Below are 18410 nucleotides of genomic sequence, written 5' to 3'. Positions count from 1 at the left end.
GCGCTTATGTGTACCAGCCACCGTTTGGACTGATGATCTGACCTGTGACATAGCTGGCGTCCGCAGACAGCAAAAAACGCACGACGGCTGCCACCTCGCGCGGATCACCCAGACGGTTCGCCGGAATTTCGTCTGCGATCAACTCCACCTCATCCGGGGAAAAGCGCTCCATCATCCCGCCCCGGATCGCTCCGGGAGCAACAGCATTGACTGTGATGCCATTCGGTGCCATCTCCTTGGCCAGCGCTTTGGTAAACGTGTTGATCGCGCCCTTGGTCAAGGAGTAAAGCACCTCGCAGGAGCCGCCGGTCAGTCCCCAGATCGACGAGACGTTGACGATTCGTCCGTATCGCTCGCGCAGCATCGCGGGCAAGGCGGCCTGGCAGACCAAAAAGGCAGAGCGGACGTTCGTCGCCACCAGTTCGTCAAACGTTTCGACCGACACGTCGGTAAACAGTCCGACGTGATCGGCCGAGGCGTTATTGACAACCAAAAGCGGCGGGGATGACATCTGCTCGAACATCGCGGCAATTTGCCCAGGATCGCGCAAGTCTGCCTGCAGCTTGACGCAAGGGACATCGTGCTCCTGGCACAGTTGCACCAGACTGTCCAGCTTGTTCTCTGAACGGTTGTAATGCAGGTAGAGGGGGACTCCTGCTTCAGCCAGATAGGTACCAATCGCCTGCCCGATTTCGCCGGAGGCCCCCGTCACCAATGCCCAAGGTGTTTCCTTCATAGCCACTTCCTACTCCTGCGGCGAAGCGGAACGCACGACAGATACCGCCATCTGCTCTTCCAGAAAATGCTCCTTCAGACGCGCCTCCACTTCTTCGCGTGTAATCGATTCCAATGTTGGCACCACGGAAAACAGATCGTTTCCGTTGAACTTGAAGCTCGTAAACTGATTGGCGATAAACTCCACGGAGTTGAGCGAGCGCAGGAAATTGCCGATCTTTTTCCGCTTGGCCCGCTCGAATTCTTCCTGGCTGATCCCTTTTTGCTTGAGCTGCTCGATTTCTTTCTTGATCGTCGCCACCAGCCGATCCGGGTCAGGCGTGTCTCCGCCGATGATCGTATAGGCGTAATCCTGTTCGCTGCTGTAGTCAAAATCAAAGCTGTCCGTAATCAGCTCGCTCTCATACAGCCGCTCGTAAATGGCAGAGCTGGTGCCAAACGCAATATCCAGCACGAGCTTCGTCGTCAAATCCCGGCGCAGCAAAGCTTCCTTGGTCAAACCCGTTTCCTTTTCCTTGATGCCGATCATGCACTTGGGCAGGCCAACCGCGAGAAACGCTTCGATCTTTCCCTGAGCCGGGGCAGCAGGCTCCTCGGGAAAAATCCGGGTAATTTGCGGAGCAGGCGGAAATTCTTTTTTCCCCTGGTTCTCGCGGATAAGCTGCATAATCGCCTCCGGTTCAAACGAGCCTACGACCAGAAGCAGCATGTTCGCCGGATGGTAAAACGTTTCGTAGCATTGATAGAGGTACTCTTTCGTAATGTGCGAGATCGATTCAATCGTGCCCGCAATTTCGATGTTGATCGGATATTTTTGATACATCGCCTTGAGCAAATTCATGTAGACCTTCCAGTCCGGATTGTCGTCGTACATGGTGATTTCCTGGCCGATGATTCCTTTTTCCTTTTCCACGCTGGCATCCGTGAAATACGGCTCCTGCACGTAATCGAGCAGCAAATTCAGATTGTCATCCAGCTTGTCTGTGCACGAAAACAAGTATGCGGTGCGGTTGAAGCTGGTGAATGCGTTGCAGGAGGCTCCGTTTTTGCTGAATTCGTGCATCACATCCCGGTCTTTTTTCTCAAACATTTTGTGCTCAAGAAAATGCGCGATCCCGTCCGGCACGTTGATTTCCTCGCCGCTGCGCGTCTTGAAGTGGCTGTCAATCGAGCCGTAGCGTGTGGTAAATACGGCGTACGTCTTGCTGAAGCCTTGCTTGGGAACCAGGAAAACTTGCAGCCCATTGTCCAATGTCTCGTGGTAGACGGTCTCGTTTACTTGCTCAAAAACAGTCGTCTGCATGATTACGCCTCTCCCTTCTTGTCGCGCAGCAAGTAGATCGTATCAATCGTTACCTTGTTCGCTACCCGTTTGATGTCGTCGATGCTGACCTGCTCAATCGCAGCGAGGAGTTCATCCAGCTTGCGCTTGCGGCCGCTGATTACGCCGTTGAACGTAAAGTCAATCATGCCGCGGGCACTGTCCAGAAGCTCGCGGAACTGGTTGGAAAGCGTAGCTCGCGTCTGCGTCAGCTCTGCCTCCGAAATATTGCCTGCCCGCATCTGCTCCAGTTGCTCCTTGATGATCTCGACAGCACGACTGTATTTGTTCACGTCGATGCCGGACATAATCATCATGATCCCTTTATGGCTTTCCAGACGCGATACGGCGTAGTAGGCGAGACTTTCTTTTTCCCGGACATTGACAAACAGCTTGGAATGCGGGAATCCGCCCAAAATGCCATTGTACAACAGCAAGGCCGGATAATCGTCATCCTTGTACGTCACCTGCGTCCGGCAGCCGATATTCAGCTTGGCCTGGTTCACATCGAGACGATCGACGACTTCCTTTTCTTCCACAGCGTGCTTCTCCGCAACATCGAACTTCAGTTCGCCCGCTCCCTTGCGCACAAGCGGGATATGCGTGCGAATCGCATCGGCAACGGTTTGCGGCTCGACATCACCGACGACAAACATGTTGATCGGATTGGACTGGGTGATTTCCTGAAAATAGCGATACAGCTCCTGGCCAGTGATCGCCGGCAAGTCTTGTACCCGGCCCTGAACGAGCAGGGAGAACGGCTCTCCTTTGCACATTTCTTCCGTCACACGCTGATTGGCGTACTTCATCTTGTCGTCAATCAGGCTCTCAATCCGCTTTCGCAGCGCTTCCTTCTCCTGTGTCACATACTTCTCGGCAAACGCATTGTTCTCTACGTGCGGCCGCACCAGCATGTCACCGACAAACTGAATCGCCTGTTCCAGAAGACCGTCCTCTTTGGACAGGTACTTCTCATTTGGCACTTCCATATAAATTTGCAAAATTTGCCGCTCGCCTTTTTTCATGACATCGACATCAAAAATGGCGCCGTACAAAAAATCGAGGTGCTCACGCAACTGCTTGGTTTCCGGAAAACGGGCGCTGGCCCGCTTCATGACACTCGCCAGGAGCGCGGTCTTGGTCACGTGCTCCTCCGACAGAGCCTGTTCGATCATCGTCACGATTGTCGTGGTTTTGAATTTGGCGGTCGGAAGAATATGTACGTTCATCCCGTTTATTTGGGAGCTTTGAAACGCAATATCAGACGTCTGTGCTTTCATGGCAACTTCTCCCTTCTCCAACTGCGTATACTTCTCTATTGTAACCAATTGGCAGGTCATCTTTCATCAGAATCTTCCATTATCATTGCCTTGTTTTCCATCGTATGCGCATGCGGTCCTCCATTAGACTCCGCTAATCCCCTTTTCTCCCGGCTTTTCCTGTGCGTTTCCCTGAACATGAAAAAAAGAGCAAGCCGCCCTGTCAGGCGCATGCTCGCTCCCTCGCACTAAAAATCCATATAATCCCAATCTACAATATCATCCGATGTGCTGCCCTCTTCCACGAACCGTCCGCAATCAGCAGACAGGCAAAGCATCCCGTCCAGTTGCTCGTCGTGAAAAGGCAAGCCGTGATTTCCTCCACAGTACGGACAGACCCACATACGAAACCCTCCTTTTTCTCAGGATTCCTTTTCGTATAGTAGTCTGTCCCATTACGCAAACAAGCTTACCACTTTGTTTTGCTCCCAGTAGCGAAGGTAGTCAAACGGATCGACAACTCGTCCGTTGTCGTTGCGATACATTCCGAAATGCAGGTGAGGCGCAAACATTCCCACCGTGCCGGGACCGCCATAACCGGTATCTCCGACAAATCCGATCAGCTGCCCCGCCTTGACTGTTCCTCCGACACGAAGACCGGGAGCGTATGCGCTAAGATGAGCGTAATACATGCGAAACTGCCCGTTTTTATCGGTGATGTTGATCCGCCAACCGCCGTACGTATTCCAGCCTACCCGATTGATCGTCCCGTCTGAAACCGAGTAAATCGGCGTTCCCTTTGGAGCCATGATGTCGATGCCTTCGTGGCTGCGTACACTGCCGCTTTGGCTTTCTGTCCATTCGCGATCAGAGCCGAAGCTGTCGCCATACGGCTCGTACCAGCTCGCATTGTTGAAAGGAAACCAGTAATCTTTGCTAAGCAGCCGTTTATCTTGCACCTTGCTCGCCAACGGATGCTCCGCTTTTTTCGCCTCATGCGGCAAAAAAAGAATTTGTCCGATCATCAGCTTCTCGCTGGACAAGTAGTTGTTTTCCCTGATCGCACTTCGCGTCGTGCCATGGCGCTCCGCAATCTCCCCAAGAGTGTCATTTGGCTGCACCACGTATGGATTGGCGGATTCCTTCACCGTGACGGCGCGATCCTCCACAGGCTTTGTCTGCACGAACGCCACGGACGACGTCGCGTCCCACTCCACCTGATAGCCGAGCGACTCGCTGACGAACCGCAGCGGTACGAGCGTGCGTTGATTGACGATAATCGGCGGCGTCTCCAGCGTCACCCGCTCTCCATTTACATATGCAAGCCGACTGTTGATGTCCAGCGAGACATGTTTGCCTTTTTGGTCAAAAGTCACGCGCTGTTTCTTCGCATCATACTCGATCTGCGCTCCTGTCGCCTCGGCAATCACCCGGATCGGCACGAGCATCCGTCCGTTTCGGACCAGCGGCAAAACGTCAGACTCCACGCCTCTGCCATCCACTACCAGCGATATGACCGGACCCGGCTCTTTTGCCGCGGCTGTAGCACTGGCCAGTCCAAAAGACAGCCAGAGACATATACAAGCAAAAAAAGCGCCCAGAATCCCGGTTGAACGTAAACGGCTGTGCTTATCCAGCCAGCAGTTCATGTACTCCCCTCCCCGCGCAATCTCACGAGAAAAATTATCGCACAGGGAAAGGAACGGGTTCCAGACGCAAATTATGTCAACTTTTCCTTAACGAGATCCGGTATCGTACGGCTTGCCCAGTGCGGCAGGAGCGCTGGAGCGTCCAACCAGACCAGCCATGACCAAAATAGTCAGTACGTACGGAAGCATGAAAATAAACTCGGTCGGAATGTACTTGGTCAGTCCGAAAATCTGAACCAAAGACTTGATCGCTTGGGCAACCCCGAAGAACAAGGCAGCTCCCATCGCTCCGGCCGGATGCCATTTTCCGAAAATCAACGCGGCAATCGCGATAAACCCTTGGCCGGATACGGTGTTATGGGAAAAGTTGCTCGTGGTCGTCAGCGAGATGGTCGCCCCACCCAACGCAGCCAGCGCTCCGCTAATCATGACAGCGGTATAGCGCATTTTCTTGACGTTGATCCCCACCGTGTCAGCAGCGCGTGGATGCTCACCGACCGCGCGCAGACGCAAGCCGAACGGGGTTTTGAAGATCAGGTACCAGGTCAAAAAGACGGCGATAAACGCCAAATAGCTCGTCGGATACGCTTCAAAGATGGCATGTCCCAAATACGGAATGTCGTGCAAAAGCGGGATTTCCCACTTGGAAAAAACGCTGGACAAGGTTGTTGTCTGACCTGCGCCGTTAAAAATGATTTTGGTCAGGTAGACAGACAGACCTGCCGCCAAAAAGTTTAGGGCCACACCGCTCACAGTCTGGTCCGCTTTGAAGGTCACGGAAGCGACCGCATGCGGAAGGGCAAAAATCGAACCGGCAATCCCTGCGAGAATAAAGCCGATCCAAGGAGCGACGGCTCCCATCGAATCCTGAAACGCGTACGTAATGACGGCACCCGTAAAGGCCCCGATAATCATCATGCCTTCCAGCGCAATATTCACGACACCCGAGCGCTCGGAGTAGAGCCCGCCCAGAGAGGCAAAAATCAAGGCAGTGGAAAACACGATGGTATCGTGAACGAGATTGCTAAGAATGACTCCCCAATCCATCAGTTTCCACCTTCCTTTTTCTTCTTCAAGATTGGTTTGACAAAAATTTTCACGATGCCGTGTGCCGCAACAAAGAAGATGACAGAAGCGATCACGACACGAATCAGCTCAACAGGTACGCCAGCGCCAAACTTCATGCCGGCTGCCCCGAAGGTGAGAATCCCGAACAAAATCGCGGCAAGCACCACGCCAAATGGCGTATTTCCGCCAATCAGCGCTACGGCAATTCCGTCGAAGCCATAGCCTGGCTGGGCAGTCATGATCGCCTGGTAATGGAACACGCCCAAAATTTCGCAAGCGCCACCAATACCCGCAAACATGCCGCCGATGAACATCGCCTTGACGACGTTGCGGTTTACGTTCATCCCCGCATATTCGGAAGCGTGCGGATTAAGACCTACGGCGCGCAGCTCATAGCCCGACTTTGTTTTCCAAAGAATGACGTAAAAAAAGATAGCGGCAAGCACAGCAAGCAAAGTTCCCCAGTGCAGACGGGCACTGTCAAACATTTGCGAAAGCCAGCTGATCGTAATCATGGATGATTCCTTGATTGTTTCCGAACGCTGTTGTCCGACCGGAATGAAAAACGCATTCATCACCCAGTTTGCCAGGTACAGCGCAACCCAGTTCAGCATGATGCTGGTAATAACCTCGTTCACACCGCGCGCTGCTTTCAGATAACCGGCAATCGAGCCCCACAGGCCGCCAGCTACCGCACCAGCAATCACAGCGAGAGGAGCGTGGATGTATGCAGGAAGATCGAGGGTGATCCCTACTGTTGTAGCAGCGACCATCCCGACAATAAACTGCCCCTCTGCCCCAATGTTAAACAGTCCTGTCCGAAAGGCAAACGCCACTGCAAGACCTGTAAAGATCAGCGGTGTAATCTGCCGGATCGTTTCCCCGAAGTTGTACGCGCTTCCGAATACCTTTTCAATCAGGGCCATGTAAGCCTGAATCGGGTTGAAGCCACCTGCCAGCATGGCAATCGCCCCAGTCAACAGACCAAGAATGATCGCGACGACAGGAACGAGGAACGATTCTTTTGTAAAGACGGCTATCACTTTATTCATCGTTTCCTCCTCCAGGCATTCGTTTTCCGCCGGACATCATCAAGCCCAGCTCTTGCTCGCTTGTCGATTTGGCATCGACGATTCCTACAATGCTGCCTTCATAAATAACGGCAATCCGGTCAGATACGTTGATGACCTCGTCCAGTTCCAGCGAGAGCAGCAAAACCGCTTTGCCTTTGTCGCGCTGCTCGATCAAACGGCGATGAATAAACTCGATCGCCCCTACGTCCAGTCCGCGTGTAGGCTGTGCTGCAATCAGCAAATCCGGGTTCTTGTCCACTTCCCTGGCGATAATCGCCTTTTGCTGGTTCCCCCCGGAGAGTGCCCGCGCCGGCGTGTAGATCGAAGGCGTGCGCACGTCAAACTCCTCAATCAGCTTGGCCGCATGCTTGTCAATCGCGCCATAATCGAGAAAACCGTTTTTGTTGAACGTCGGGTGGAAATACGTTTCCAACACCATATTCTCGCTCATGGTGAAATCAAGAACCAATCCGCGCTTGTGACGGTCTTCCGGAATGTGCGACAAGCCCGCTTCCGAAATAGCCCGCGGAGTCTGGTTCGTAATATCTTTACCATTGAGAAGGACACGGCCACTGGTTGCTTTTCGCAACCCCGTCAAAACTTCAATCAGTTCACTTTGCCCGTTGCCGTCTACACCGGCAATCCCCAAAATTTCGCCTGCACGCACTTCCAGGCTGAGATTGTTCAGCGCATTGACACCACGGTTGCCCATTGCCGTGAGGTTTTCAACGGCGAGGATGGTTTCCTTCGGTTTCGAAGCGGTCTTGTCCACTCGAAAATTCACTTCGCGTCCCACCATTTTTGCCGCCAGTTCGTCCGGGTTCGTATCTTTCACAAGTACCGAGTCAATTACCTTCCCGCGACGAATGATCGTGCAGGCATCACAGACGGCCATGATCTCCTTGAGCTTGTGCGTAATCAGGATGATCGTTTTGCCCTCTTTGACCAAGTTATGCATGATATCAATGAGTTCCTGAATTTCCTGAGGGGTAAGAACAGCCGTCGGCTCGTCAAAAATCAAAATGTCGGCCCCGCGGTAAAGCGTTTTCAAGATCTCTACACGCTGCTGCATCCCGACCGAGATATCCTGAATCTTTGCTCTGGGATCAACCTTGAGTCCGTACTGGTTTGACAGCTTTTCCACCGCTTTTTCAGCGCTTTGGATATCTATTTGCAACCCGTTTTTCGGTTCGTTTCCTAATACAATGTTTTCTGTTACCGTAAACGTCTCCACAAGCATAAAATGCTGGTGCACCATCCCGATGCCAAGCTCATTGGCAACGTTCGGGCTTGTAATTTTCACAGGCTTTTCATTGATGAAGATTTCACCTTCATCGGGTTGATACAGGCCAAACAAAATGTTCATTAATGTCGACTTGCCTGCGCCATTCTCACCGAGCAGCGCATGAATTTCCCCTTGCTTGACAGAAAGCGTGATGTTGTCGTTTGCCACAATCCCGGGGAACCGCTTGGTAATCCCTCGCATCTCAACCACTTTTTTTACCGAACTCAACCATACTCACCCCATTTTTCGGGTTTAATGTGAAGGTAAAGAACAAGGCCAGTTCCTAGAACCAGCCTTGTCCGTTTGCCGCTTCATCGTTTTACTTGTCTGGCACTGTGATTTCGCCTTTAACGATTTTTTCCTTGAACTCATCAACCAGCTTCAGAACGTCTTCTGGAACGTTCTTCGAGGAAGTGGAAGCCAAGCCTACACCGTCTTCAGCAAGACCGAGCCATTTGATTTTTCCGCCCTCAAATTTACCTTCGGACAGGTCTTTGGATACACGGAAAACAGCTTCGTCAACGCGTTTTACCATGGAAGTGAGAGTAACCTCGTCACCGAATGTCAGGGATTGGTCTTTGTCTACACCGATTACCCAAACATCTTCGCCTTTTGCTTTGCGGTCTTTTGCTTCATTAAATACGCCATCACCTGTACCGCCGGAAGCGTGGAAGATGATGTCAGCGCCTTGGCCGTACATTTGGGAAGCAGTGGATTTGCCAAGGTCTGGCTTGTCAAATGCACCTGTGTATACTTTGATAACTTTTACGTTAGGATCGACTGCTTTTACCCCTGCTTCGAAACCAAGTTCGAAACGTTTGATAACCGGGATTTCAACGCCGCCCACGAAACCGACTGTTTTCGTTTTGGACATTTTCGCTGCCACTACCCCAGCGAGGAAGGAACCTTCGTGCTCTTTGAAGAGAACGGATTCCACGTTTGGCGCATCTACTTCTGCGTCGATGATCGCCAGTTTTGCATCTTTGTTTTCATCTGCTACTTTTTTCAGGTGGTCGCCCATCAGGAAGCCGATACCCCAAGTCAGATCCCATTTGTCTTTTACAAATTGGGTCAGGTTAGGTACGTACTCAGCATCACTGGTGGATTGCAGGTAGTTAACATTTTCTTTTGGAAGATTCAGCTCGGTTTGCAGTCGTTGCAGACCTTCCCAGGCACTTTGGTTGAAGGAGTTGTCGTTTACACCGCCAACGTCCGTAACCATACCAACTCGGATCGCTGTTTGGGCACTGCCTTCAGCGCCGCCAGTGCTTGCCTGGCCTTGTGGTTGTGCTTCTGGTTTGCTTCCGCAGCCAGCAAGAACGAGCGACAAGCTGAGTGTTGCCACAGAAAGCACGGATAGAACTTTCTTCATCTGAGATTACCCCCTGTTTTTGGTTGATGAAAATTGTTGAGTGAGGTTTCCCCCACGATTACAACCGTCTCCGCACGACATGAAAGTGAATTTTGTCAGCTCTGAAGTAGTTATGGGAGTATAGGACAGGCTTTTCACTTTCGTCGTAATGAATCTGCTTGAGCAAGAGCAATGGTGTAGATTTGTCGCAATGCAGCAGATTGGAAACCTTTTCATTGTAGCCCATGGGTTCAATGTGAGCCACTGCATACGAAATTCGCACCCCTGTAGCGCTCTCCAGCCATTTGAAAATGGACTCCCCGCCAGCCGTGTAGCCTTCTGGCACCAAGCGCGCAGGAATACGGTCGATACAGTAGACCACGGGTTCGCCGTCAGCCGTCCGAATGCGCTCTACCATCAGCACGCCTTCGCCCGGATTCAAGGCCAGGCTTTTCCGCTCATCGTCTCCCGCTTCGCCAAAGGACGTCTTCAGGATCATCGTTCCTGCCGTATATCCCTGGCGTTCAATTGCATCCGTCACACTAAAGAGTTCCCCAATTCCGCCTGAAAAAACAGGTTTGGAATTGATAAATGTCCCTACGCCGTGTCGACGGATGACAATTTTCTCTTCTTCCAGAAGACGGAGAGCCTCGCGAAGGGTTGCCCTGCTTACACCTAACTGCTTGGATAGTTCGGCTTCGGATGGGAGGCGTTCACCGGGTCGCAATTGTCCGGTTTCAATATCACTCTTGATTTTGTCCATCACCAAGAGGAAAAGTGATCGAACATTCCCTTTGATGCTCATCGTCAATTCACTCCTGTTGTCCGTTAGCCATCCCAACAGGTAGGACGTCAGACCTCTGAATCTCATGAGACGCGGTAACAACAATTTCCCTCAATCTGTTAAAAATTTTACATGAGGGTCGCCTATCATGCAAGTCAAATATTTTTATCTGCGGCCAGAAAAAATGACTTTGCCAGTGGCACGACACCAGCAAAGTCAAGGGTTTTAGGAAATGTTGGATTCTATGGAAGGACGAGGTACGCGCACCTCTCGCGGCTTGGACCCTTCGTACGGGCCGACGACTCCCTGCGCTTCCATCATGTCGATCAGCCGCGCCGCGCGCGTGTAGCCTACCCGCAAACGGCGCTGCAAAAGGGATGCCGAAGCTGTTTGCGCTTCTGACACGATCTGCACAGCCTGATCGTACAGCTCGTCATCGACGACAGCCTGCTGTTCCTCCTGCACTTCACCCGGAATCATTTCCTCATTGTAGCGGGCCTCTTGCTGTTCTTTTACAAAGCGAACGACTTCCTCGACTTCCTTGTCGGAGACAAAAGCGCCTTGCACGCGAATCGGCTTGGAAGCTCCCATCGGCAAAGAAAGCATGTCTCCTCTGCCAAGCAGTTTCTCCGCTCCCCCCATGTCGAGAATCGTGCGGGAGTCCGCCATGGAGGAGACTCCGAAGGCGATGCGGGAAGGAATGTTCGCCTTGATGACACCTGTGATGACGTCAACAGAAGGACGCTGGGTGGCAATAATCAAATGAATGCCGGACGCACGCGCCATCTGCGCAAGGCGGCAAATCGCATCCTCGACTTCGCCGGGAGCGACCATCATCAGGTCGGCCAGCTCGTCGACAATGACGACGATGTACGGCAAAGGCTGCCCTTGCACCTGCGCATTGTACATCTCGATGTTGCGGCTGCCCGTTTTCGCAAACAGGTTGTAGCGCCGCTCCATCTCCGCCACGACTTTTTTCAGCGCAACCGACGCCCGCTTCGGATCTGTCACGACCGGGGCGAGCAAATGCGGAATGCCGTTGTAAACGTTCAGTTCCACCATTTTCGGGTCTACCATCATCAGCTTGACTTCATCCGGTTTCGCCTTGAACAAGATGCTCATAATCAAGCAGTTGATGCAGACAGACTTCCCGCTGCCCGTTGCACCGGCAACGAGCAAGTGCGGCATTTTCGTCAAATCGGCCACAATTGGTTGGCCGGAAATGTCACGCCCCAACGCAACGGTCAATTTGCCTGGCGCATCCTGATATTCCGGTGATTCCAACACTTCGCGAAGCGACACGACAGCGACCTCGGAGTTGGGAACCTCGATCCCGATCGCTGACTTGCCGGGAATCGGCGCCTCGATGCGGATGTCTTTGGCTGCAAGCGCCAGCGCCAGGTCGTCGGTCAAACTGACAATCCGGCTCACTTTTACCCCTGTGGCTGGCTGCACCTCGTAGCGGGTGACAGCCGGGCCGCGATGCACCTCGGAGACCGTCGCGCTTACCCCGAAGCTTTTCAAGGTTTGCACCAGCTTACGCGCATTGGAGGTGTGGTCGACATCTTTGGCCGTTCCAGTCGAACGAGGCCTGGACAGCATCTGCAAGCTCGGCAGCTCATAAGGCACGGCTGGCTGCTCTTCGCCCGTCTCCAGCGTTCCGAAAATCTCTTCCTCCCCCTCCAGGGAAAACGTAATTTCCTGCTTCGGTTGGGCGGCAACCGGCTTCGAAGTTGGCGCAGGCTCTGCCGGCACTGTCTCGTCCTCCATCGCAATCCGGTCCGCAAAATCGTGAATGACAGGAATGACCGGCTGCTCCGCTGCCTGCTCGTCAAAGCTGGCCTTGAGCTCTCGCACCGGAATCGCATCCGTGGCTGGCTCTTTTGCTTCCGCCAGCTTCTGCTTGCGCTGCTCGTCTGCTTCCTGCGCCTCTTTTTTCCTGCGCTCGCCCTCCTCCTGCATAAGCTGCACGGAGTCTTTTACCGTCTCCTTCGCTTTGTTGTAGAAAAGCGCGATCTTGTCCCGCACAACCATCAAAATGTTCACATAAGAAAGATTGAACAGAAACATAAGACCGACGAGAAACAAAAAGACGATGATTAAGCCAGTCCCGACTGTTCCGACAAGACCGTTTGTGACCGCAAAGAAAAGAGCTCCGACCATGCCTCCGCCCACTCCGGTTGTGGACACCTTTTGACTGTGGTCGAGCCAGATTCTGTCCCATGTCACCCGAATGATGCTCTGCTCGGCAAATTTGCCGTCAGCGGTGATCTGTTTGTACAAAATCAGATGATCCCACGTCAGAATCGCCACGCCGATCAGCGCAATCCCAAGCACGCGGTAGGTGAGCCGCGGCGCCCGTCTCGTAAACATCATATGCACAGCCATTCCGATCATCAGCACAGGGATGAGAAAATCCCAGGAGCCGGCAATAAAACGGAACAGAAACGCCAGAATATTTTTGCCCAGCCACCCGCTTTCCAAAAGTCCGATCAAGGACAGCACAATCATGAGCAATCCGAGCAGCTCTATTTTGATAACCGAGGCCAATGCCGCCTGTGACCGCTCTTTTTTTCTCCTACTCAATGGCACGCCTCCTTCTTGTGCTCCAATTCTATGTACCCGAATGGTAAAAAGGCAGCCGTATTTTGTTCGGCTGCTGTTCGTACGTTATTAGTATAACACAGGAAATTCATAGAAATACAGGACTTCTTAGACGAGCCATTGCGGGTGAAACTGAACTTTTTGTCCGGGTGCATAGTGTGCTTTCAAATAGTCCTGCGGGTCTGGACTTATCAGCCTGACAATACGCCCTTCGTACGGTCCTGTCCGCTCGACCAGCATGGTTGCATGGCCGTTTTTAATTTCTTCCAGCTCCTGCTTTTCCACCTGGTCCATGTTGGCAAATACCGTCTCCATCGGGATGATCGAGTAAAAAATCATTGGAGAACCTGCTCCTTCCCGTTACGCGCTTTCTCGATCAGCTCGTTCAGCTTTTTCAGCGCCTTGCCCAGACCGCCGACCTCGTCAATCAAGCCGTACTTGACAGCATCCACGCCGATGACATTGGTTCCGATGTCACGCGTCAACTCGCCTGTGCGCGTCATCAACTCGCGGAACTTTTCTTCGGTAATGTTGGAGTGACGGGCAATAAAGCTGACGACGCGATCCTGCATCTTGTCCAGATATTCAAACGTTTGCGGAACGCCGATCACAAGTCCAGTAAGCCGGATCGGATGAATTGTCATCGTGGCGGTTTCCGCAATAAACGAATAATTACCGGCAACCGCGATCGGAACGCCAATGCTGTGGCCACCGCCCAGGACGAGGGTGACGACAGGCTTGGACATCGAAGCCACCATTTCGGCAATCGCAAGCCCCGCTTCCACGTCTCCGCCCACCGTGTTCAAGATGACGAGAACCCCTTCGATCTTGCTGTTTTGCTCGGCTGCAACCAGTTGCGGGATGAGGTGCTCGTACTTCGTGGTCTTGTTTTGCGGGGGCAGTTGAATATGTCCTTCTACTTGTCCGATGATCGTCATACAATAAATATTGCTTTCCAATTGCGGAACATTTGTCTGTCCCAATTGGCTGATCGAGTCCAGCAGCTTTTTCTTCGGATCTTCCTGGGCTGGCGCTTCCGACGGCGGCGAAGCAGCAGGCTCCTGCCCCCCAGGAGGCGAGCCTTCGGGTGCAGCGCCTTTGTCGTTGTTCGTCAATGCGCTTGTAAAAGGCAGCTTATTTAAAAATTGGTTGTAAGGTTGCTTCGACATGGATGATCCTCCCTCACTTTCCTCTGTAGTATGGATAGCAGATGGTGAAATCATGCGCAGCGAAGCACCAAAAAAGCCAGGAACCCCGTTGTTCTTTCAGGATTCCTGGCTCTTTATTCGTGCCTTACACTTCCATGATAATCGGCAGGATCATCGGACGGCGACGAGTTTGCTCGAACAAATAACGTCCCAATGATTCTTTTACGTTGTTTTTGAGGGATGACCATTCATTTACATTTTCTTCCATGCACTTGACAAGTGTTTGGGTCACTATGCGATTCGCTTCATCCAGCAGTTCCTCGGATTCACGCACGTAGACGAAACCGCGAGAGATGATGTCTGGACCAGACAGAATCGTGCCATTTTGTTTGCTGAGTGTAACGACAACTACCAGTATGCCATCTTGGGAAAGCAGTTTGCGATCTCTAAGTACGATGTTTCCAACATCACCGACACCCAGGCCGTCAATCAGGACATTGCCTGCGTGGACTTTCGGGCCATAACGCGCCCGGCCTCCGGAGATTTCCACCGTGTCGCCGTTATCCAGCAAAAAGATGTTCTCTTCGGGAATGCCCACCTGTTCAGCCAGCAGCGAGTGCATTTTGAGCATCCGGTATTCGCCGTGAATGGGAATAAAGTACTTAGGCTTCATTAAATTCAGCATCAGCCGCAGTTCTTCCTGGCTGCCATGACCGGAGACGTGGACGGTTCCGTTAGGTCCATGGCCGCCGTAAATCACTTCAGCGCCAATTCTCGAAAGCTGGTCAATCGTGCGTGCGACGTACTTTTCATTTCCCGGAATCGGGGTCGCCGCAATAATGACCGTATCTCCTGGAAGGATGTCAATTTTCCGATGGGCGGATCGGGCCATGCGTGTGAGCGCAGACATTGGCTCTCCTTGACTGCCAGTAGATAAAATAACGACTTGCTCAGCGGGCAACTTGTTGATTTCGTCGCTCTCGACAATCAAACCTTCCGGAACGAACAAATACCCCAGTTCTCTGCTGATATTGATGACGTTTTGCATGCTCCGGCCGACGACCGTCAGCTTGCGGTTGAACTGCACGGCAGCATCCACAACTTGCTGGATGCGGTGTACGTTCGACGCGAAGGTAGAGACGACGATTCGCCCCGTTGCCTTGCTAAAGACGTCTTTGATCGCAGCGCCTACAGAGCGTTCCGATCCGGTAAATCCGGGACGTTCCGCATTCGTACTGTCAGACAGCAAGCACAAAACACCCCGATCGCCAATCATGGCCATTTTTGCCAGATCGGCAGTCTGGTTGTTGATCGGTGTTTGATCGAACTTGAAGTCTCCTGTGTGGACGACGTAGCCTTCAGGCGTTTCCAGGCATACTCCCACACAATCCGGAATACTGTGGTTCACCCGGAAGAAGGTCGCTTTCATGCTTCCCAGGACGACCTCTGAATCGCTGTTAATCAATACGCGCTTCGTCTCGTTTAGAATACCCGCTTCTTTCAATTTTGCATCAATCAGGCCAAGGGTAAGTTTTGTCGCATAGACCGGGACTTTCAAATGCTTCAGCACATAGCTGAGGCCGCCGATGTGATCTTCGTGTCCATGCGTGATAATAATCCCCCGAACTTTGTCGCGGTTCTCCTCCAGGTAGGTGATGTCCGGAATCACCATGTCAATTCCCAGCATTTCCTCTTCCGGGAATTTCAATCCGGCATCAATCACTACGATGTCGTCCCCGCTTTGTACCACGTACATGTTTTTCCCAATTTCGCCGACTCCGCCCAGGGCGAAAATGAGAACAGAGTGATTCGACTTTGCCAAACGTGTAACCTCCTATATTTAGTTGTCATGTCCACTCAAAAAAACCGCCCCAAATCACTTATTTTCATTATACCCGAAGTGAAAACCTGAACACAAGGAAAAAGAGCCATCCCACTGTGGAATGGCTCTCCCGTCTTGTTCTTTTTGTCACTAGGCAAGCAACGAGTGAACAAATGCTTTTTCCTGCTCGTTCAGCTCTACCAATGGCAGGCGTACTCCCCCCACCGCTACGCCGAGCTTTTCCAAAGCGACTTTGGTCGGTCCTGGACTCGGGTACGCGAACAGGCCTTCGAACACAGGCATCAGCTTGCGGTGGATGCTCGCCGCTTCCGCATGTTTGCCCTGGAAAAAGGCGTCCATCATCTCGGTCATTTGCTTGCCGACTACATGGCTCGCCACGCTGACAATGCCTACTCCGCCAATCGACAGGATCGGCAAGGTCAGACTGTCGTCACCGCTGTACAGCTCGAAGCCTTCCGGAGCATGCTCGATAATTTGCGCCATCTGCCCCAGATTGCCGGATGCTTCCTTGATGCAAACGACGTTCGGCAACTGCGCCAGGCGCAAGGTCGTCTCTGCCGTCATGTTGACGACCGAACGGCCTGGTACGTTGTACAGCATGACAGGGAGGTCCGTAGACTCTGCCAGTGCTTTGAAATGAGCGTACAGACCTTCCTGGGACGGTTTGTTGTAGTAAGGAGCCACAACCATGACCGCGTCTACGCCAATGGACTGAACCGCCTGTGTGAACTCGATGCTGGACGCTGTATCATTGCTGCCTGTTCCGGCGATGATGTGGCACTTGCCTTTTGCATACGCGACTACGTGACGAAACAGCTCCAGCTTCTCCGCGCGGGAGAGCGTCGGCGATTCACCAGTCGTTCCGCTCAGCACAATCCCTGTCGTCCCATTTGCGATCAGGTGATCGATCAGGCGCTCCGTTTTCTCGAAATCAATCTGCAATTGTTCGTTAAAAGGCGTTACCATGGCGGTAACCAGTCGACCAAAACGTGCCACTAGCATTCCAACTCCTCTTGTTGTAATCAATAGGCATCAAAAAAATGAAAATAAGAGCGCTCACATATGGTGGGCATGCAGATTGAACTGTTGATGAAGGGCACGTACCGCCCGCACCATATCTTTCTCATGCACCAAAACCCAAATGGTCGTATGGGAGTCGGCCGACTGCAAAATCTGAATGTCTTCTTGCGTCAAAGCCTCCACAATTCGAGCCATGACGCCCGGCACTCCTGTCATTCCTGCCCCGATGACGGAAACTTTCGCGCAGTGCGGCAACAGCTGCGGCTCGTAGCCCATATCCGTAAGCAACTGCGCTGCTTTTGGTCCCATCTCATCATATACCGTGTAAGCAACCCCCAAAGGATTCACGTTGATGAAATCGACACTGATGTTATTCGTTGCCATCGTTTTGAATACTTGCAGCTGTGTATCGTATTGCCCTTCCTTGTTGGCTACCTTGATCTGGGTAATATTCGGCACATGGGCAATCCCCATGACGACCCTGTCCTGCACCGAATACCCCTTTTTGCCGATCTCCAACATGGTCGTCACAAGTGTACCAGGGTCGTCCGAAAACGTAGAGCGAACGCGAATCGGCACGTTTGCCTGCATCGCGATCTCTACCGCTCGCGGATGAATCACTTTTGCTCCCAGGTGAGCCATGTTGCAAATTTCGGTGTACGTCACCATTTCGAGCGGCTGCGCTTCTTCGACAATGCGCGGGTCCGCTGTCATGATGCCTTCCACATCGGTAAAAATGTCTACCATTTCAGCGCGCAGGGCAACGCCGAGAGCTGTAGCTGTCGTATCGCTGCCACCGCGTCCCAGCGTCGTAATTTCCCAATCCGCCGTCCGGCCCTGAAAGCCGGGAACGATCACTACCTGGCCTGCTTGCAGGTCTTGCAAAATACGGCTCGGGTCGATCGACATGATTTGCGCATTGGTAAAATCGTCACTCGTCACGATATTTGCCTGACCGCCCGTCAGTATCGTTGCCTTGATCCCGCGGGAATTCAGCATGCTGCACATGACAGTAGCCGAGATGATCTCCCCGGTATGCATCAGCATATCCATCTCGCGACGAGGCAGTTGATTCCCGTTGTTGCGAATCAACTGCAAAAGTGTATCAGTTGCGTACGGATCGCCTTTTCGCCCCATAGCCGATACGACAACGACGAGAGCATAGCCTTCGTCGAGCGCTTTTTCTATATGGTAGATTGCCCTCATCCGGCAATCTTCCGTCGTCAAGGAAGAACCACCGAACTTCTGGACGAGAATCTTCACAAACCTC

Annotated in this window: 16 protein-coding genes; all 16 read right to left on the bottom strand. The window is 52.5% G+C overall.

What is annotated here, in order from left to right; translation table 11 throughout:
- Positions 1-4 precede the first annotated feature (4 nt).
- A complete protein-coding gene (gene ymfI / locus EDM57_RS03790; RefSeq protein ID WP_122903442.1) occupies positions 5-742 on the bottom strand; it encodes an elongation factor P 5-aminopentanone reductase in 738 nt (245 codons plus the stop codon).
- Positions 743-745: 3 nt separating this feature from the next.
- Complete coding sequence (gene yfmH, locus EDM57_RS03785; protein ID WP_122903441.1) at positions 746-2038, bottom strand: EF-P 5-aminopentanol modification-associated protein YfmH; 1293 nt, start codon at positions 2036-2038, stop codon at positions 746-748.
- A 2-nt stretch (positions 2039-2040) separates the two neighbouring features.
- Positions 2041-3336 carry an EF-P 5-aminopentanol modification-associated protein YfmF gene (gene yfmF / locus EDM57_RS03780; RefSeq protein ID WP_122903440.1) on the bottom strand — a complete coding sequence of 432 codons (1296 nt, stop codon included), beginning with the start codon at positions 3334-3336 and terminating at the stop codon, positions 2041-2043.
- A gap of 227 nt (positions 3337-3563) precedes the next feature.
- A complete protein-coding gene (locus tag EDM57_RS23090; protein WP_170163362.1) occupies positions 3564-3719 on the bottom strand; it encodes a hypothetical protein in 156 nt (51 codons plus the stop codon).
- Between the two features lie 51 nt (positions 3720-3770).
- Positions 3771-4964, bottom strand: a complete 1194-nt coding sequence (locus tag EDM57_RS03775) for a stalk domain-containing protein (protein WP_122903439.1) — start codon at positions 4962-4964, stop codon at positions 3771-3773.
- Positions 4965-5051: 87 nt separating this feature from the next.
- The gene (locus EDM57_RS03770; protein WP_122903438.1) at positions 5052-6011 is read right to left on the bottom strand and encodes an ABC transporter permease; all 960 of its coding nucleotides are present in this window, start codon (positions 6009-6011) and stop codon (positions 5052-5054) included.
- Positions 6011-7084, bottom strand: coding sequence for an ABC transporter permease (locus EDM57_RS03765; protein ID WP_122903437.1), 1074 nt, complete (start codon positions 7082-7084; stop codon positions 6011-6013). The genes EDM57_RS03770 and EDM57_RS03765 overlap by 1 nt, the downstream gene beginning before the upstream one ends.
- The gene (locus EDM57_RS03760) at positions 7077-8591 is read right to left on the bottom strand and encodes an ABC transporter ATP-binding protein (RefSeq protein ID WP_211338214.1); all 1515 of its coding nucleotides are present in this window, start codon (positions 8589-8591) and stop codon (positions 7077-7079) included. Before EDM57_RS03760 ends, EDM57_RS03765 begins: the two co-directional genes overlap by 8 nt.
- Positions 8592-8709: 118 nt before the next feature.
- Positions 8710-9762 carry a BMP family lipoprotein gene (locus EDM57_RS03755; protein ID WP_122903435.1) on the bottom strand — a complete coding sequence of 351 codons (1053 nt, stop codon included), beginning with the start codon at positions 9760-9762 and terminating at the stop codon, positions 8710-8712.
- 58 nt (positions 9763-9820) lie between these two features.
- Positions 9821-10546 (bottom strand): GntR family transcriptional regulator, encoded by a 726-nt coding sequence (locus EDM57_RS03750; RefSeq protein ID WP_122903434.1) that lies wholly within the window; start codon positions 10544-10546, stop codon positions 9821-9823.
- A 204-nt stretch (positions 10547-10750) separates the two neighbouring features.
- Complete coding sequence (locus tag EDM57_RS03745; protein WP_122903433.1) at positions 10751-13117, bottom strand: FtsK/SpoIIIE family DNA translocase; 2367 nt, start codon at positions 13115-13117, stop codon at positions 10751-10753.
- 120 nt (positions 13118-13237) lie between these two features.
- Positions 13238-13468 carry a YlzJ-like family protein gene (locus EDM57_RS03740; protein WP_122903432.1) on the bottom strand — a complete coding sequence of 77 codons (231 nt, stop codon included), beginning with the start codon at positions 13466-13468 and terminating at the stop codon, positions 13238-13240.
- The gene (locus EDM57_RS03735) at positions 13465-14298 is read right to left on the bottom strand and encodes a ClpP family protease (RefSeq protein ID WP_122903431.1); all 834 of its coding nucleotides are present in this window, start codon (positions 14296-14298) and stop codon (positions 13465-13467) included. Before EDM57_RS03735 ends, EDM57_RS03740 begins: the two co-directional genes overlap by 4 nt.
- Before the next feature lie 124 nt (positions 14299-14422).
- Entirely contained in the window at positions 14423-16099 is a 1677-nt protein-coding gene (locus tag EDM57_RS03730) for a ribonuclease J (protein WP_122903430.1), read from the bottom strand.
- Between the two features lie 150 nt (positions 16100-16249).
- Positions 16250-17116, bottom strand: coding sequence for a 4-hydroxy-tetrahydrodipicolinate synthase (gene dapA / locus EDM57_RS03725; protein WP_122903429.1), 867 nt, complete (start codon positions 17114-17116; stop codon positions 16250-16252).
- 60 nt (positions 17117-17176) lie between these two features.
- Positions 17177-18403: an aspartate kinase gene (gene dapG / locus EDM57_RS03720; RefSeq protein ID WP_122903428.1), complete on the bottom strand. Its 1227-nt coding sequence runs from the start codon at positions 18401-18403 to the stop codon at positions 17177-17179.
- Positions 18404-18410: the final 7 nt, after the last annotated feature.

Source organism: Brevibacillus gelatini (assembly GCF_003710935.1).
Classification (GTDB): Bacteria; Bacillota; Bacilli; order Brevibacillales; family Brevibacillaceae; genus Brevibacillus; species Brevibacillus gelatini.
This window is presented reverse-complemented; position numbering and strand designations above follow the sequence as displayed.